The following is a 15,683-nucleotide window of genomic DNA, read 5'->3' on the forward strand; positions in this document are numbered from 1 at the left end:
GATGAAGTATTTCTTGTATGCAGTTTTGAAGGTATATAAAAGTAAGGAGATCAACGATTGTTGGTCTTTTTTTTGTTATGGCGAGGAGGAAATTATCTGTTCGATTACAAATCTCCTATTCAAATCTCAAACTATGATAGGGATAAGTTATAGAAAGAAATTATAGAAATCAATAACTTATCCGTATTTGTGAGCATGCTTGATCATATTAAAATGTAAGAAAGATTTAGGCAGAATGAAAGGAGATTACGAGAGTATTGAGGAAGATATGAAAAAGATATTAGCTGAATCACTGATTTACGAGATCCTATCTGTAGTGGAAGAAATACCGGAAGGAAAGGTAGCATCCTATGGACAGATCGCCGCCCTGATCGGACGGGAAAAGAATGCAAGACTGGTTGGAAAAGTGCTAAGCGAGGCGGGGGATTACGGAGATTATCCGTGTCACAGAGTGGTAAAACATGCAGGAAGGACAGCTCCGGGCTGGCATATGCAGAGAGCTTCTGGAAGAAGTAGGTGTTATTTCCAAGAAAAATGGATACATAGACATGCGGAAATGTAAGTGGAATCTGGAAGAGTAAAAAGCTTCAGTGTAAACGCATCCGAATTCTGTAAAACTTGCAGTTTTCGGGAAAATAGGTTATAATACATAAATTGGTTCGATAACAAGAGATTTTAAAAGGATGAATTTTATGAAAAGAAGTAGAAAACAACATATTCGATGCGGAGTTGCATTAGCATGTGCATTAATGACTGCCGTACCGAGTATACCGGTACAGGCTTCAGAAGTTAACAATCTTGCAAATAAGACAAGTAATCTTAAAAATCAGTTGGATGGACTGAACCAGGATTTGGTAGCGATCAGTGATAAGATATCAGCTACACAGAAGAAGATCGATCAGTCGGATAATGAAGTGTACAGACTGGAAGCATCATTGAAGATTTCTTATAACAATGAAGAGAAGCAGTATGAGAACATGAAGACTCGTATTAAGTATATGTATGAGAATGGTTCTTCTACTATGCTTACGTTACTTCTGAAAGCTGACAGTATGGCTGATTTCCTTAATAAAGCCGATTTCATAGAGAATGTTACAGAGTATGACCGTAACATGCTCGAGAACATAGTTAAGGTGCGTAAGGGAATCGAAAAGCAGGAAAAAGATTTGAAGAAACAACAACAGGAACTGTCAGATCTCAAGAGTCAGATGGACAGCGAAGAACAGCAGTTAAAAAACAAAGCAGATGCGACATCGACGGATCTGAATGATTTTAATAAGAAGCTTAAGGCCGCACGTGCGGAGCAGGCAAGACAGGAAGAACTTAAGAAGAAGCAGGCACAGCAGACAAAGACTGCGAAGAAGTCTACTTCAAAGAAATCCAGCACGAAAAAACACAATAAAAAACCTTCGTCTAATAACAGCGGTAATACCGGAGGAAATACGACAGGCGGTTCCGGAGTTCATCATGGCAATTATATTATCCCATCTGGCGGTCTGACGCCGCAGAAGGGGCGTATAACGTACAATGGACATACAGAGACATATTATTCCCAGCGTGTTCTTCCAGGCGGTGGATTAGGCATTCCTGGACGTCATATTGCAAGTGACGGAACGATTCGTGACTCAGGCAATTATATTGTTTTAGCAAGTGATGATTATCCGAAAGGAACGGTTGTACAAACGTCTCTGGGACCTGGTAAAGTATACGATACTGGAAGTGGAAGAGGAAACATCGATCTTTATACAGACTGGTAAATGAAATAACGACGGAGAAAAGGACTGTCGTACACTAAGCTGCTCCCCGTCAAGTAGACAATTGAAAAAATATAAATTTTTCCTGCCAGTAGAAATTTATCTGCTGGCAGTTTTTATGCAGCTTGCAAGTAAATTTCGTGTTTTTTCATTGGTGTTAAAATTCCGAGATTCCTTTGTAAGCGTTTATTGTTATAGTAATCTATATAATCTTCAATCATTTTTACGAGAGTACCTCTATCAGTGAATCGCTTTCCATAGATTCATAGTTTCGAATCCATTGTTGGACAGATGCGAGACTTACATCAAACATATAGGCAATTCGCCGTTGGCTTTCTTTTCCATCCAGATATAGATTTACAGCATATTATCTTATCCTCAACAGATACTTTTCTTTTAGACATAAAATATGCTCCCTCCTAAGTGACAAGTTTTTATTATTTCACTTGTCTACCTAGAAGGGAGCATATCACTTTCCTGTTTTTTTTCCCCTGACAGTCTTTTCATTTATTTCTACATATTCCGCAACACCTTTATCATATCGTTTTCACTTCATTTTTTGAATAACAGAGTGGAAAATGTTTCAATTTTCTTTTTTGTTTCTACGGAAATTCAATATTTCTTTTTGTTTTTTGCAAGAACGCATTGACGAAACGTCAAAATATGGTAAAATAATAAAAGTCTACAAAAATTATAACGGAGGGCATGACAATGATACCATATAAAGAATTATCAAAAGAAGAGTTATTAGAAATAAAATCCGATCTCGACGCACAATTTGAAGCAATCAAAGCAAAAGGATTAAATCTTGACATGTCCAGAGGAAAACCTTCCACCGAACAGTTAAATCTTTCCATGGAAATGATGGATGTTCTGACAAGTGAATCTGATCTTGTCTGTGAAGAAGGAGTTGATTGCCGTAACTACGGTGTTTTGGATGGAATTAAAGAAGCCAAACAGCTTCTTGCTGATATGATGGAAGTACCAAAAGACAATATTGTTATCTTTGGTAATTCCAGCCTGAATATTATGTATGATACCATTGCACGTTCCATGACACATGGCGTGATGGGCAGTACACCATGGTGCAAACTTGATAAAGTAAAATTCCTCTGTCCGGTTCCTGGATACGACAGACATTTTGCTATCACGGAATATTTTGGAATCGAAATGATCAATATCCCAATGACTCCAACCGGTCCTGATATGGATCTTGTTGAAAAATATGTAAATAATGATCCTGCCGTAAAGGGTATCTGGTGTGTACCAAAATACTCCAACCCGCAGGGTATCACATATTCAGATGTAACAGTACACCGTTTTGCAGCATTAAAACCGGCTGCTGAAGATTTCCGTATTTTCTGGGACAATGCATACGGAATCCATCATTTATATGAAGATAAGCAGGATTACCTGCTTGAGATTCTGATGGAGTGTAAGAAAGAGGGCAACCCGGATATGGTTTACAAGTTCTCTTCTACTTCCAAGATCAGCTTTCCAGGTTCCGGTATCGGTGCTATTGCCGCATCGGATGCAAACCTCGAAGACATCCGTAAGCAGATGCGTATCCAGACAATCGGTCATGACAAGCTTAACCAATTAAGACATGCAAGATATTTTAAAGATATCCATGGTATGGTTCAGCATATGAAACGCCATGCAGATATCCTTAGGCCAAAATTTGACATGGTTTTGTCTTCTCTTGATCGCGAATTATCCGGTCTTGGAATCGGAAGCTGGATGGCTCCACGTGGCGGTTACTTCATTTCCTTTGATTCTATGGAAGGATGTGCCAAAGCTATCGTTGCCAAGGCAAAAGAAGCAGGTCTGGTCATGACAAATGCCGGTGCAACTTTCCCTTATGGAAAAGATCCGAAAGACAGCAATATCCGTATTGCTCCGTCTTATCCGACAGTAGAAGAATTGAAAACGGCATGCGAGATCTTTACTCTTAGTGTAAAACTCGTCAGTATCGATAAACTTCTCTCTAATATACTGGGTATCTAATTTTTGATATTGTGTCGTTCTTAAACAGGAGGCTGATCAACTAATGATTAGTCTCCTGTTCAATATATGTAAAAAAGAACCATCGCACTTTAGTGTGATATGCTGTAAATCTATATCTGGATGGAAAAGAAAGCCAACGGTGAATTACCGATATGCTTGATGTAAGTCTCGCATCTGTCCAACAATGGATTCGAAACTATGAATCTATGGGAGCAAATAAAGTCGATAAAGTGATGAAAAATAGTTTAAAGGAAAACACATGTATCTTATTTCTATTTATTTTGACGAGAAAACAAATAAAATATTGCAGCGGTATATAGACAGAATTGCAGAAAAATCAGGCAATTATTTTATGATTGAGAATAAAGTACCGCCACATATGACAATTGCTTCGATTGAGGCGAGAAATGTGAATGTTTTGAAGCCGGCATTTGAAGATTTGAATGGAAAATTGTGTGCAGGGAACATGAAGGTTGTTTCGATTGGACAGCTGTTTCCGTATGTACTGTATGCAACGCCTGTGATGAATCAGAAGCTGTTTGATCTGTCTGGGGAAATATATAAAGCATTTTGTGATATTCCCGAGACAACGTTGAGTGAATATTATAAGCCTTTTTCATGGCTGCCACATATAACTCTTGGAAAAACATTGGATAAAGTGCAGATGCAGAAGGCATTTCAGACGATGCAGGAAAAATTCATACCATTTACAGCACGATTTGGAGAGATTGGTTTGGCAAAAGTAAATCCACATGAAGATGTAACTAAGTTTACATTATTATAAAAACTATTTCACAATTGAAAAATCTTGACTTCACAGCTGTAAAGGATAATCAAAGTTCAAGAGGGTCTGGAATAATTCCAGGCCCTCTTGAATGTTAATGAAACGAATTAAAAGCTCTGTTCTTTCATGAGTGAAAGTCTGTATACACGTCTGCCGGTTTCTTCATAATGCTGATCCAGAAGAGCACAGGTTGCCTGGAGGTCGTTACTTCGGATGGCTTCCAACAGGCTTTGGTGTGTCCATACTGCAGCACCTCCGTTATGAGAGGTGCGTGAATCCGGAGTGTTTGGTTCTAAGCATTTAGCATTCTGAAGCGTTTCAGCATCTCCGTTTAACTGTCCAAAGTGATTAGCATTTTGAACCGAGAGAAACATGGCACCATTCAGGGGGCTTAGAAGCTCCCACATTTTGGTCAATCGATCAAGCTGAGCAGAGCGAATGATCTGTTGGTGAAATATCTCATCTGCGTGAACGGCCTTCATGGTATTACCTTCGAGAACAGCCTTTCGAAATTCTTCAATGCTGGCTTCCATTATCAGGAGACTATAATCACTAAGTCGACAGTTACTTTTTTGAATTGCCAGTTTTTCGAGGCTGCCACGTAAAAAGAAGACTTCATACGCATCTTGTGGAGAAAGCAATGCGACTGTACATCCTTTGTTAGGACAGTAATCGACTAAACCTTCGACGGCAAGCTGTCGAAGTGCTTCGCGCACAGGACCTCGGCTGAGTCCGAATTTCTGGGCAATTTCAGCCTCTACCAGTTTTTCCTGAGGCTGAAGGGTTCCGTTAATAATCTGCTCCCGCAGAGATTCAAGAACAATTTCTGATGTAGTTGTGTTTGATGCTTTTCGTTGTTCCTGCATATTTACCTCATCTAATTTTCAGAATAATCCATTAAAACTTGCGCAACATACTGCATATCAGAAGGTGTGAAGCGTTGATCGCAAGGAACGGATACAATATGGTCATAAATGTATTGTTCTGATGAATCTGGCAGTGGATGAACCAGCGGTCCCACTGGCCAGTAGACAGTCGAGCGAATCTGGTGATCTGTCAGGTATTGCTGAAATCTCTCACGATTTTCGGCATATAGGCAGAAATGGCTTGGAACAGTAGCCTCTGGAAGTTCAGGAAAGACTACTTGCACACCATGAAGAGGTGCGGTAAGAGCGTCTAAAAGTGCAGCGTAGTTTTCACGTCTTGTCTTGCAAATGGAATCAAAGTCAGCATGGCGAAGGAGATATTCTGAATTATCATCTCCGGCAAAGCTGTCAAATATCTGACGAAGTCGCAGCTCGCCTTCCCAGAAAACATCGCCGTCTCCTGTCTCGTAGTATTCTTTTCGCTGTTTAAGATGTGTTGCTTCTACTGGCAGAAGAGGAGTTTCAAAGGTTCCGTTTCGTTTAACGGCGAATCCACCGCAATCAACCCCCATCCATTTTCGGAAGCTTCCGGCAAAATAATCACAGAGAGGATCGATACCGTCAGCTGAGAGCATGGAATGAGTTACATCTTCAAAAATTACAACTCCTTTTTCTTTGCAGGCTTTAACAAAGTCGTGATCATAGTTGCAGAAGCCATAGTAGCCGCAAAGAGATAAAACACTGATTTCATCGATAACCGAAGTATCGAAAATACTGTGCAAATCCTGGTCCAGCTCATAAAATTTCAGCTGATATCCGGCTTTCTCAAAAGGAGCAAGGACTGTCTCACAGGTATACAAAGGCACATATGCTACTTTACGCGTATCGTGCAGTGCAATATCCTGTAAACAATAATAGATACCGCATCGTCCAGACATGGTAAATGCCAAATCATCATTAGGTGAGCAGATACGTGAAAAGTATCCGTTTTCGATAGGTTTGCTTGGTTCATAGTTGAATAAACCGCCAATTTTTCGCATGTTTTGTTTCCTCCTTACTAATAAAAAAGTTATACGGGTGTCTTTTGTCCGTTATCTAAAAACTAATTACAATTATAGTGGATTGTTAACAAAAGCGAAAGTATTATTTTTTTACAAAAAAATACATGAAAAGTCACATAATAACATTATTAACAATTATTGTTTTGAAAAATTGGTACAAAAGCATAAAAAAGCATGTTATGCAGTTGTAAAAAGTTTTAAAAACACTGTTTAGAGAAAAAAATATGGTGAAAATCAACAAAAATACTGACATTTTTTTGTTGTTAACATCAATTCGAAATTGTTGACAATCCTATTTGCCTAAACTATACTTATTTTATCAAGAGCGGCTCGAAAATTATAGGCGTATCTGTTTGGATATTACGAAATGGGGATAATAACGGACACTACAGCCTGGATAAAGTTAAAGTAGCACAGTAACGAACGGATGTCGGACTGTCCGGTTTCCGGATAGTCCGATTTTCAGAAGAGAATAATTATTATATGTGAAAGGGAAAAAAACTATGAGACTTACAGATTTGACTTGGCCGAAAGCCCAAGAATATTTTGAAAAAAATGATATGGTACTTATTTCTATCGGTAGTATTGAGTGTCACGGTCGTCACATGCCGCTTGGAACCGATACACTGATTCCGGATCATTTGTTAGAGAAAATTGAAAAGAAGAGTGATGTTTTGATTGCTCCGACTATTCCATACGGTTCCTGTCAGAGTTTAGCTCCGTATCCGGGTACAATTGATATTGACGGCGAAGTACTCTATCAGTTTTGCCGACAGATTTTCCTGAGTCTGTATCGTCACGGCGCAAGAAAATTCGTTTTCCTGAACGGACATGGCGGAAACGTTAAGATGATTGATCGCCTTGGCATGGAATTCGAAGATAAAGGCTGTCTGGTTGCTATGCTTAACTGGTGGCTGATGGCATGGGATATGAACCCAGCATGGAAAGGCGGTCATGGCGGCGGTGAGGAAACAGCTGCAATTCTTGGAATCGATCCGTCTCTAGTTGATAAGAGTGAGATCGGTGGGGAACTTAAGTTTAAGCACCTGACTGATAATCTGAAGACAACCGGTTTCCGTTCTGTTGAGTTCAAGGGAGTTAGCGTTGATATTGTACGTCATACTCCGAACGTAACAGACAGTGGATGGATTGGACCAGATCATCCGAGCACCGCTACAGAAGAGTGGGGCAAGGAGATGCTTGAGACTACAGCAAACTATATTGTTGATTTCATGGAAGAATTCAAGAAAGTAGAACTTTCATAAAGGGGTATTAAAATGGATAAAAAAACGACGCTGGAAATGATTGCAGCAATTTCAAATGCAAACGGTACATCCGGTTTCGAAGATGAAGTGGTTGCAGCGATTCGTCCTTACGCAGAAGGACTTGGAGAAATTAAAGAAGATCGCATGCGCAATCTATATATCCGCCGTAAAGAAAATAATGGTAAACGTCCGGTTGTTCAGCTTGACGCACATAGTGATGAGGTTGGTTTTATGGTGCAGGCTATCTGCCCGAACGGAACACTTCGCATTATTCAGGTCGGAGGATGGGTTAACCACAATATTCCGGCTCATAAAGTCCTGGTTCGCAACCGATTCGGAGAATATATTCCAGGTCTTACTGCCAGCAAGCCTCCGCATTTCATGACAGAGCAGGAGCGTAAAGCACCTCTGGATATGAAAGATATCACAGTAGATGTTGGTGCTGTTTCTAAAGAAGAAGCAATTGAAAAGTTCGGCATTCGTATCGGTGAACCGGTAGTGCCGGATGTGACATTTACATATTCAGAAAACACAGATCTGATGGTGGGCAAGAGCTTTGACTGCCGTCTGGGATGTGCGGCAATTCTTAAGACTATGCATACACTGGCTGGTGAGGATCTGAATGTGGATATTGTTGGCGCTTGTGCAGCACAGGAAGAGGTTGGTGTACGTGGTGCTACCGTGACAGCACAGGTGATTAAGCCGGATATTGCAATTGTTTTTGAAGGATGCCCGGCAGATGATACTTGTGTTGAAGAGTATATGGTTCAGACAGCTATCAAGCGCGGACCGATGCTGCGTCACATTGATTCCCGTATGATCACGAATCCACGTTATCAAAGATATGCGTTGGATTTGGCAGAAAAGCTTGGTATTCCGGTTCAGGATTCAGTTCGTAGTGCCGGTTCAACCAATGGTGCAGCTATACATTTGACTGAAAAAGCAGTTCCGGTTATCGTTATCGGAGTTCCGGTTCGCTATGCACATACGCATTATGGAATTTCAGCTTATGCCGACTTTGATAATGCTGTTAAGCTGGCATGCGAAATTCTTAAAAGACTTGACGAAGAACAGATTATGAGTTTTTAAAAATCTATAATGTGTACTACATATAATATGTAAAAGAAATTCTGGATTTTATGCAGGAGCTGAGATAAGCAGAAACTGCATAAAATCCTTTTTTATTTAGTGAAAGAAATGATGTCAAAATCCGAAGTCTATGTGTTTGAAATGGATAAAATGATACAAGGATAAGTTGCTGTCGATATTATCAGAAATCATAAGACAACAAGAAAAGTAATACATAAAAATAGTGGAAAAATCGTTCATAAAACGATATAATATATGGACGAAACTGGAGGTGAGAAAGATAACTATGGAAGAAGAAATTCGCAATACAAAACAAAAAAGAATTTCTATTGCATTGACAATTGTTTCGATATTTGTAGAAATAATTGCCTGTTTAATATGGCTGGCACCAGTTTCAGGGTTTTTCATATACCCATTTGTAAGTGGATTCGCGGTAGCATTAAACATTATCAGTCTTATTATATCAAGAAAAAATAAAGCAATAGTGATAATCAATGGATTGATCAGTATTGTATTAGTTGGATTGATTGCTTATGACTTGATTTGTTGCTTGAGATTTTTTATAGGATTTTGACAGAGTGCTAAATTATTAGAAACAATGCAACATATGCAGGACTAAAAGGGGATGGCATGACTTTGGACAAAGCATAAGAGCGAGAAACAGAAATGTGGAATCAGATTTTCAAAGAATGTACCGGATTTTGGCCGTGGTACCGGAGATATTTCATTTCAATATTTGCAGTATCAGCCTACACATAAAATATTGGGAATTGATGCCTCAAAAGTCGGTATTCAATTTGCAACGGAAACGGCAAGATTGAGTGATTATAAAACAGCAGCTTTTGAGTATCCCTGGCAGGAGGGAATGAATCGCCTGTTCGTTTACCAAAGCCTGTAAAAGTATGTATTTGAGAGGAAGAAAATGATGAGAAAAGTAATTGGTGTTATGCCACTGTATGATAGAGAAAAGAAATGTTATTGGATACAGCCGGATTATCTGGAAATGTTGGAAGCAGAAAATGCGATACCTATGTTACTTCCTTTAACAAGTAACCATAATGAGTTAGATTATTTCCTTGAAATATGCGGTGGATTCTTATTAACCGGAGGACCGGATGTGGCGCCTTCTATTTATAATGAGGAGCAAAAACCATGGTGTGGAACTTTGTGTGAGGCACGAGATGAAATGGAACAGTATATTTTAAAGAAAGCAGTCGAAAAAGACCGTTCTGTTTTAGGTGTCTGCCGTGGTATACAGCTAATGAATGTCTGTTACGGGGGAACTTTGTATCAAGACCTGAAGTCGGAATATGATAGTGATCTCGACCATCGTATACAACCGTCATACAATGAAATGATACATTTTAATACAATACAAAAAGATACCCCGCTTTATGATCTTTTAGGTAAAGAGCAAATGAAAGTGAACAGCTACCATCATCAGGCAGTTAAAAAATTATCGCCTCAATTTAAGCAAATGGCAATTTCAGAAGACGGCTTGATCGAGAGCATTTATATGCCGGATCGTAAATATGTAGTTGGTGTTCAGTGGCATCCTGAATTTTTATATCAGAAAGATGAAAACAACCGAAAGATTATATGCTCTTTTGTTGATTCAATATAGATGAGAAGTAGAATTTTATAGAAAAATCTTGACTTTACAGTTGTAAAGAAGTAGAAGAACAACGTGTTTGACGGCTTACCAGGAGGCAGGCCGTCATTTTATTGATAATGAAGAGTATGGTCTTTACCATGTAGTGTGCCCGGGAAGCTGCAGCAGATATGAGTTTGCAAGAACGATCCTGAGTCTTACAGGAAAGACAGGAGAACTGGAATTGTATCCGGTTGTAAAGGAAGACGCTGCACGCCCGACTTATTCCGTTTTGGATAATATGATGCTCCGTCTCACAGGTATCGAGGAACCGCAAGATTGGAAGACAGCTTTGAAAGAATATCTGGATGAGACAGGAGGAATGGAATAATGACGAAAAATACTGCAGAAAAAACAAAGAAGAAACTTGGTATATCAAAAATCAGTTGACAAACAGAAAAGACACAGATAGAATGAAACTAACTGGAAGCGAGGAAGCTATGGCAGAGATGCTGTAGCTTTTTTATTTAAAATAAGAAAGGTTGAGAGAATATGGAACTGAAAGCATTTGAGTATGAATTACCGGTACATTTGATTTTCGGAGCAGGAAAAGCAGAGTGCATTGGAAAAGAAGTAAAAAAATACGGAAAAAAAGTGTTGATCGTAACCGGACGTGGGAGTACAAAGCGTTCCGGATTACTGGATCGCGTAGAAAAATTGCTGGAGGCAGAAGGCCTGGAGCATTTGCTGTTTGACGAGGTGGAACCAAACCCACTTGCATCTACGGCAGAAAAAGGAGCACAGATTGCACGTGAAAATGGCTGTGAGGCAGTACTTGGTCTGGGTGGTGGAAGTATTATGGACTGTTCGAAATCCATCGCATTTGCAGCATTAAATGAAGGAAAAATATTTGATTATATTTATGGAAAAAAGACTGGTAAAGGAGCACTGCCGTTGATTCTTGTACCGACGACCTGCGGAACCGGAAGTGAAGGAAACTGTTTTGCAGTGCTGACAGATGATGAGACGAAGGACAAAAAGTCTTTGCGGGATTATTCTGTGATTGCCAAAGCATCTGTTATTGATCCGGAACTGATGATGACAATGCCGAAGAAAGTTCTGGCATCGGTTGGCTTTGATGCGCTCTGCCATTGTATGGAAGCATATTTAAGCAAAGCATGTGCGCCGGTAACGGAATTATTTGCAAAAGAAGGAATTCGAGTGATCGGTGAAAATCTGGTTAAAGCCTATGAAAATTATGAAGATAAAGATGCGTGGGGAGCGATTTCACTTGCAAGTACTTATGGCGGAATGGTGATCAATCAGGCAGGAGTTGCGGCACCTCATGGCCTGGAACATCCGGCAAGCGGGCTTAGAAATATTACTCATGGAAGAGGACTTGCGGCGTTGACACCGGTTATTTATAAGAAGAGTATTCCGGCAGCACCGGAAAAATTTGCTGAAATTGCAAGACTTCTCGGCGGGAAAGATGAAAATGAACTGGTTGATATTTTAGAGCAGTTATTGGAAACGCTGGAACTTAAAACATCTCTGGGCAACGAAGGTGTAAAAATGGAAGATGTAGACTGGATGACAGAGAATGCATTCAAGGTATCTCTTGCAAGCATTAATAATCACCCGAGAGTATTTACAAAAGAAGAAGTGCGGGAGATTTATATAGAAGCGATGTAATGCTGCCAGAGACAGTTTGTGGAAGCATGAAGTGAGTAAGAACCTGAGAGTATTATATTAAGTAAAGAATTATAATAAGGCGGTGGTATAGAATTGGACATCTATAGCACCGCCTTGTTTCATCGCTATGATTAAATTTAATGACGATTCATCGTCTGAAAAACTAAAACAGCAGATGAACCAGGGACATAGAGTAATTTATATCTAAACTTCGTTTTTTGCATCTTTACAGACAAGGATGTGATCCAGAATATGAAAAGCAACCTCTTCCTTGCTCATGATCGGAAGCTCTATAGTGGTATCTTTCGTCAGGATTGTCACGATATTCGTATCTGTTTCAAAGCCGGCGCCGGCTTCTTTTAAGTTGTTAGCGATTACCATATCTAAATGTTTCTTATCCAGTTTCTTTCTGGAATTTTCAATCATGTTCTGCGTTTCCATAGAAAAGCCACATAAAAACTGCCCCGGTTTTTTGTGATCGCCGAGGTATTTTAAAATGTCATCGGTGCGTTCCAGTTCAATGGAAAGCTGTCCGTCTGCTTTTTTTGTCTTTTCAGAAGCAACAATAGCAGGACGGTAATCAGCGACAGCAGCAGCTTTGATGATGAGATCCATGTCGGCACTTCTCTCGGTGACTGCTTCGTACATATCACATGCAGTTACGACAGGAATCGTTTCAACAAAAAGCGGAGGAGTCAGGGATGTTTTTCCGGTTACGAGAGTGACATCCGCACCACGTAGCATACAGGCTCTGGCAAGATTATAGCCCATTTTCCCGGAAGAATGATTGGTAATATAACGGACTGGATCAATTGCCTCCTGGGTAGGCCCGGCTGTGATCAGTACTTTCATGCCTGTCATATCTTTTTCGCATGCACACGTTCTGTAAATATATTGAAGCAAAGTATCCGGCTCCGGCATTTTTCCGGCTCCGGTGTCACCACAAGCGAGACGTCCGCTTGCCGGTGTGATGACTTCCATTCCATAAGACTGCAGGCGTTTCAGATTATCTTGTGTGATTGGATTCTCATACATGGCGGTATTCATTGCCGGAGCAATCAGTTTTGGCGCTTTGCTTGCGAGAATCGTTGTTGTCAGCATATCATCAGCAAGACCGTGTGCCAGTTTTGCAATGACGTTTGCAGTTGCAGGGGCAACCATGATGACATCTGCCATCTGTGCAAGAGATATGTGTTCTACTTTAAATTCAAAATTGCGGTCGAAAGTATCAATGATACATTTGTGCCCGGTCAGAGTTTCAAATGTGACAGGTGTAATAAAATTTGTTGCATTTTCAGTCATGATCACATGGACATCTGCGCCGTTTTTTACAAGACTGCTTGCAAGAGTTGCAGTTTTGTATGCGGCAATGCCACCTGTTACGCCAAGCAAGACATGTTTATCTTTTAAGTTCATAAAAAAACCTCTTTCTATTCTGATATTTTCTAGTATTCTAATGTTCACTATATCGTTTTTTTCAGAATCTTGCAAGTGGATGACTTTCCTGTGGTATGAAATGCTTCATAATATGAAAGACAAACTTATACTAAACGCTAAATAATTTATAACATTTAGCGAAAATGATTGTTAAAATAATTGCAAAGATGACGATTTTCTTCTTTCATTCTGGCGGTGGTGTGACAATCAGTGGTGGAGAAGTGCTTTTACAGGCAGATTTTGCACAGAAGATTCTGAAGTCCTGCATAGAACAGAGAATTAAAGAGAATCTGATTCGTTTAAATAAAGAATTTAAAGAAGATATCCATATCCGAATTTCGACGATTCCGACAGTAAATTTATCTGAAAAAAATATGAAAGAAATTCCTTCCGAAAATCTATCATAAAGCAAAGATTGTAGAATTATAAAGTACGTAAAATTATACAAGAAAATCCTTGTGCTATCGTGTCTGGGATGATACAATAACGAGCGTAATTGTATTGTATCCTGCAAGGCAGGAATGATAACAAGGAGGAATTGAATAATGAAAACAAAGAAACACGACACAAAGTGGATGGTAAGTGTTGCACTTATGGCAGCAATTGTAATCGTACTGGCGAACACACCGCTTGGGATGATCCAGCTTCCGATTATTAAGGCGACAACGGTACACATCCCGGTAATTCTCGGAGCGATTTTACTTGGACCGGCAGCAGGAGCAATTCTTGGCGGCGTATTTGGTATTTGCTCTCTGATCAGCAACACGATGGCTCCAACATTGTTATCCTTTGCGTTCTCACCATTTATGAGCACAACAGGACTTACTGGTGCAGTAAAGGCAATCTGGATATCTGTAGGATGCAGAATTTTGATCGGAGTAGCTGCAGGATGGCTCTGGATTTTGTTTGAGAAGATTAAGATGAATGCAGTTATTGCACTTCCAATTGTTGGATTTGCAGGATCAATGGTGAATACAATCTGTGTGATGGGAAGTATTTATCTCTTGTTTGCAAAGCAGTATGCAGAAGCAAAAGATGTTGCGGTCAGTGCAGTATGGGGCCTTGTCATGGGAACCGTAACAGCATCCGGAATCCCGGAAGCGATTGCAGCAGCAGTGCTTGTACTCGCAATTGGGAAAGTCTTGCTCAGTGTATTCAAGAAGATGGATATCGGAATAGGACGTGCAGAAGTGGCAAAATAAATATAATACAGAATATAATTATAAGGCGGCAGATTTTTCTGTCGCCTTATTTATGCGATAGGAAATCATGCCTTCTAAATAAAGAGATATAAAAATTAAATGAAAAAATTTAGAAAAAGTATTGACATATAGTGCTGATCTGTGGTATAAATATCTAGTGTCAATCGCACAGACAAGCACATAGGGGATTGGTCAAGTGGTATGATAGGGGTCTCCAAAACCTTTGGCGGGAGTTCGATTCTCTCATCCCCTGCTCCTTAAGAATCTGAAAGTTAAGACTTTCAGATTCTTTTTGTGTTATAAGAAAGAGCAATTTTTAGTATTCTGTATTATATGTAAATGGTTTTGATACTGATGGGAACGAACAAAGTACCAGAAGAAATCTAAGAAAAATGAAAATGATTTCCAAATTATATTGACAAGATTAAATGCTGTGATAGAATGAAAACGATTTCCAAATTGAAGGGGAGAGATCGAAATGGCAAAAGCCAGATACAAGACAAAACAGATGACAGAGTTAGTTAATTATTTGAAATCTATACAAGGACAGCATGTTACTGTACAGGAAATTTTGTGTTAATAGCTGTAGTTTCTCTGTTTCCGGCATGCTGTTGGATTTTGCTTACGTTCTCCTTGGTAAGCCAGAAGGTCAGGATAAATGATTGAATAAAACGTTTCTGGAAAATAGGATGGTATAAAAAGATACCGTCTTGTTTTTGTATGCTTTTTTAGAAAATATGCAAAATAACGGAGGGTTTTATTCATAAAAAAGCAAGAACATGGAACTGACCATGTTCCTTGATAATGGTGTGGATTTACACAGCTATCAACCGACAACAGCAGATCTTGCAAAAGTATCAGATTGTGATCTGTTCATCTATGTAGGAGGAGAGTCTGATGCATGGGTAGACGGTGCACTGAAAGAAGCTTTGCAG

General features: G+C 39.6%; 17 protein-coding genes, 1 tRNA gene and 2 pseudogenes. 15 read left to right on the plus strand and 5 right to left on the minus strand.

The features are described 5' to 3' along the window. The first annotated feature begins 268 nt into the window (after nt 1-268). Together DXC04_RS12375 and DXC04_RS12380 are read left to right on the plus strand one after the other, a co-directional pair. Nucleotides 269-562 carry an MGMT family protein gene (locus DXC04_RS12375; RefSeq protein ID WP_330426472.1) on the plus strand — a complete coding sequence of 98 codons (294 nt, stop codon included), beginning with the start codon at nt 269-271 and terminating at the stop codon, nt 560-562. Between the two features lie 130 nt (nt 563-692). Beyond that, nucleotides 693-1,757: a coiled-coil domain-containing protein gene (locus DXC04_RS12380; RefSeq protein ID WP_117538080.1), complete on the plus strand. Its 1,065-nt coding sequence runs from the start codon at nt 693-695 to the stop codon at nt 1,755-1,757. Nucleotides 1,758-1,870: 113 nt separating this feature from the next. Here the strand turns inward: DXC04_RS12380 and DXC04_RS16220 are convergent, their stop codons facing one another. After that, the gene (locus tag DXC04_RS16220; RefSeq protein ID WP_226976841.1) at nt 1,871-2,017 is read right to left on the minus strand and encodes an IS3 family transposase; all 147 of its coding nucleotides are present in this window, start codon (nt 2,015-2,017) and stop codon (nt 1,871-1,873) included. Further along, nucleotides 1,978-2,106 (minus strand): annotated as a pseudogene (locus tag DXC04_RS16300) (hypothetical protein); the annotation flags it as partial. The gene DXC04_RS16220 and the pseudogene DXC04_RS16300, both read right to left, overlap by 40 nt. A gap of 359 nt (nt 2,107-2,465) precedes the next feature. Here DXC04_RS16300 and DXC04_RS12390 point away from each other — a divergent pair. Both DXC04_RS12390 and DXC04_RS12395 read left to right on the plus strand, forming a co-directional pair. Further along, nucleotides 2,466-3,761, plus strand: a complete 1,296-nt coding sequence (locus tag DXC04_RS12390; RefSeq protein WP_021860044.1) for an aminotransferase class I/II — start codon at nt 2,466-2,468, stop codon at nt 3,759-3,761. Nucleotides 3,762-4,113: 352 nt separating this feature from the next. Further along, on the plus strand, nt 4,114-4,545 hold the full coding sequence (locus DXC04_RS12395; RefSeq protein WP_242992958.1) for a 2'-5' RNA ligase family protein: 432 nt from the start codon (nt 4,114-4,116) through the stop codon (nt 4,543-4,545). Nucleotides 4,546-4,652: 107 nt separating this feature from the next. On the opposite strand, the gene DXC04_RS12400 is transcribed toward DXC04_RS12395, so the two are convergent. Together DXC04_RS12400 and DXC04_RS12405 are read right to left on the minus strand one after the other, a co-directional pair. Beyond that, nucleotides 4,653-5,411 (minus strand): GntR family transcriptional regulator, encoded by a 759-nt coding sequence (locus DXC04_RS12400; RefSeq protein ID WP_117538001.1) that lies wholly within the window; start codon nt 5,409-5,411, stop codon nt 4,653-4,655. An 11-nt stretch (nt 5,412-5,422) separates the two neighbouring features. Continuing rightward, nucleotides 5,423-6,451 carry a DegT/DnrJ/EryC1/StrS aminotransferase gene (locus DXC04_RS12405; protein WP_117538002.1) on the minus strand — a complete coding sequence of 343 codons (1,029 nt, stop codon included), beginning with the start codon at nt 6,449-6,451 and terminating at the stop codon, nt 5,423-5,425. 524 nt (nt 6,452-6,975) lie between these two features. Between DXC04_RS12405 and DXC04_RS12410 the strand changes: the two genes are divergently transcribed. The 7 genes from DXC04_RS12410 (at nt 6,976) to DXC04_RS12445 (ending at nt 12,109) form a co-directional block, all read left to right on the plus strand. Beyond that, entirely contained in the window at nt 6,976-7,737 is a 762-nt protein-coding gene (locus DXC04_RS12410) for a creatininase family protein (RefSeq protein WP_118520405.1), read from the plus strand. Between the two features lie 12 nt (nt 7,738-7,749). Next, the gene (locus DXC04_RS12415) at nt 7,750-8,826 is read left to right on the plus strand and encodes a M42 family metallopeptidase (protein WP_118661153.1); all 1,077 of its coding nucleotides are present in this window, start codon (nt 7,750-7,752) and stop codon (nt 8,824-8,826) included. A 286-nt stretch (nt 8,827-9,112) separates the two neighbouring features. Continuing rightward, nucleotides 9,113-9,400: a hypothetical protein gene (locus DXC04_RS12425; RefSeq protein WP_021860039.1), complete on the plus strand. Its 288-nt coding sequence runs from the start codon at nt 9,113-9,115 to the stop codon at nt 9,398-9,400. Between the two features lie 162 nt (nt 9,401-9,562). After that, on the plus strand, nt 9,563-9,724 hold the full coding sequence (locus DXC04_RS16225) for a hypothetical protein (RefSeq protein ID WP_243060538.1): 162 nt from the start codon (nt 9,563-9,565) through the stop codon (nt 9,722-9,724). 24 nt (nt 9,725-9,748) lie between these two features. Continuing rightward, nucleotides 9,749-10,450, plus strand: coding sequence for a gamma-glutamyl-gamma-aminobutyrate hydrolase family protein (locus tag DXC04_RS12435; RefSeq protein ID WP_021860037.1), 702 nt, complete (start codon nt 9,749-9,751; stop codon nt 10,448-10,450). 67 nt (nt 10,451-10,517) lie between these two features. Next, complete coding sequence (locus DXC04_RS12440) at nt 10,518-10,808, plus strand: sugar nucleotide-binding protein (RefSeq protein WP_118288648.1); 291 nt, start codon at nt 10,518-10,520, stop codon at nt 10,806-10,808. Between the two features lie 161 nt (nt 10,809-10,969). Beyond that, nucleotides 10,970-12,109: an iron-containing alcohol dehydrogenase gene (locus DXC04_RS12445; protein ID WP_118661155.1), complete on the plus strand. Its 1,140-nt coding sequence runs from the start codon at nt 10,970-10,972 to the stop codon at nt 12,107-12,109. A 204-nt stretch (nt 12,110-12,313) separates the two neighbouring features. Here DXC04_RS12445 and coaBC read toward each other — a convergent pair whose 3' ends face one another. Further along, nucleotides 12,314-13,525 (minus strand): bifunctional phosphopantothenoylcysteine decarboxylase/phosphopantothenate--cysteine ligase CoaBC, encoded by a 1,212-nt coding sequence (coaBC, locus tag DXC04_RS12450; protein WP_118661156.1) that lies wholly within the window; start codon nt 13,523-13,525, stop codon nt 12,314-12,316. A 164-nt stretch (nt 13,526-13,689) separates the two neighbouring features. On the opposite strand from coaBC, the gene DXC04_RS12455 reads away from it, so the two are divergent. From DXC04_RS12455 to DXC04_RS12475, 4 genes and pseudogenes are all read left to right on the plus strand, one after another. Further along, on the plus strand, nt 13,690-13,953 hold the full coding sequence (locus DXC04_RS12455) for a hypothetical protein (RefSeq protein ID WP_118661157.1): 264 nt from the start codon (nt 13,690-13,692) through the stop codon (nt 13,951-13,953). A gap of 138 nt (nt 13,954-14,091) precedes the next feature. Next, the gene (locus DXC04_RS12460) at nt 14,092-14,748 is read left to right on the plus strand and encodes an ECF transporter S component (protein ID WP_021860032.1); all 657 of its coding nucleotides are present in this window, start codon (nt 14,092-14,094) and stop codon (nt 14,746-14,748) included. Between the two features lie 182 nt (nt 14,749-14,930). Beyond that, nucleotides 14,931-15,001 (plus strand) — tRNA-Trp (locus tag DXC04_RS12465). Between the two features lie 523 nt (nt 15,002-15,524). After that, a pseudogene (locus DXC04_RS12475) lies at nt 15,525-15,677 on the plus strand (metal ABC transporter solute-binding protein, Zn/Mn family); the annotation flags it as partial. Between the last annotated feature and the right edge of the window lie 6 nt (nt 15,678-15,683).

It is taken from the genome of Dorea sp. OM07-5, assembly GCF_003481355.1.
Taxonomy (GTDB): domain Bacteria; phylum Bacillota; class Clostridia; order Lachnospirales; family Lachnospiraceae; genus Dorea_D; species Dorea_D hominis.

Bases quoted from the DNA above. Each gene is read 5' to 3' on its own strand.
- DXC04_RS12375 (WP_330426472.1), top strand. From the start codon at position 269: ATGAAAAAGATATTAGCTGAATCACTGATTTACGAGATCCTATCTGTA.
- DXC04_RS12380 (WP_117538080.1), top strand. From the start codon at position 693: ATGAAAAGAAGTAGAAAACAACATATTCGATGCGGAGTTGCATTAGCA.
- DXC04_RS12390 (WP_021860044.1), top strand. From the start codon at position 2,466: ATGATACCATATAAAGAATTATCAAAAGAAGAGTTATTAGAAATAAAA.
- DXC04_RS12395 (WP_242992958.1), top strand. From the start codon at position 4,114: ATGATTGAGAATAAAGTACCGCCACATATGACAATTGCTTCGATTGAG.
- DXC04_RS12400 (WP_117538001.1), bottom strand. From the start codon at position 5,411: ATGCAGGAACAACGAAAAGCATCAAACACAACTACATCAGAAATTGTT.
- DXC04_RS12405 (WP_117538002.1), bottom strand. From the start codon at position 6,451: ATGCGAAAAATTGGCGGTTTATTCAACTATGAACCAAGCAAACCTATC.
- DXC04_RS12410 (WP_118520405.1), top strand. From the start codon at position 6,976: ATGAGACTTACAGATTTGACTTGGCCGAAAGCCCAAGAATATTTTGAA.
- DXC04_RS12415 (WP_118661153.1), top strand. From the start codon at position 7,750: ATGGATAAAAAAACGACGCTGGAAATGATTGCAGCAATTTCAAATGCA.
- DXC04_RS12425 (WP_021860039.1), top strand. From the start codon at position 9,113: ATGGAAGAAGAAATTCGCAATACAAAACAAAAAAGAATTTCTATTGCA.
- DXC04_RS12435 (WP_021860037.1), top strand. From the start codon at position 9,749: ATGATGAGAAAAGTAATTGGTGTTATGCCACTGTATGATAGAGAAAAG.
- DXC04_RS12445 (WP_118661155.1), top strand. From the start codon at position 10,970: ATGGAACTGAAAGCATTTGAGTATGAATTACCGGTACATTTGATTTTC.
- coaBC (WP_118661156.1), bottom strand. From the start codon at position 13,525: ATGAACTTAAAAGATAAACATGTCTTGCTTGGCGTAACAGGTGGCATT.
- DXC04_RS12455 (WP_118661157.1), top strand. From the start codon at position 13,690: ATGATTGTTAAAATAATTGCAAAGATGACGATTTTCTTCTTTCATTCT.
- DXC04_RS12460 (WP_021860032.1), top strand. From the start codon at position 14,092: ATGAAAACAAAGAAACACGACACAAAGTGGATGGTAAGTGTTGCACTT.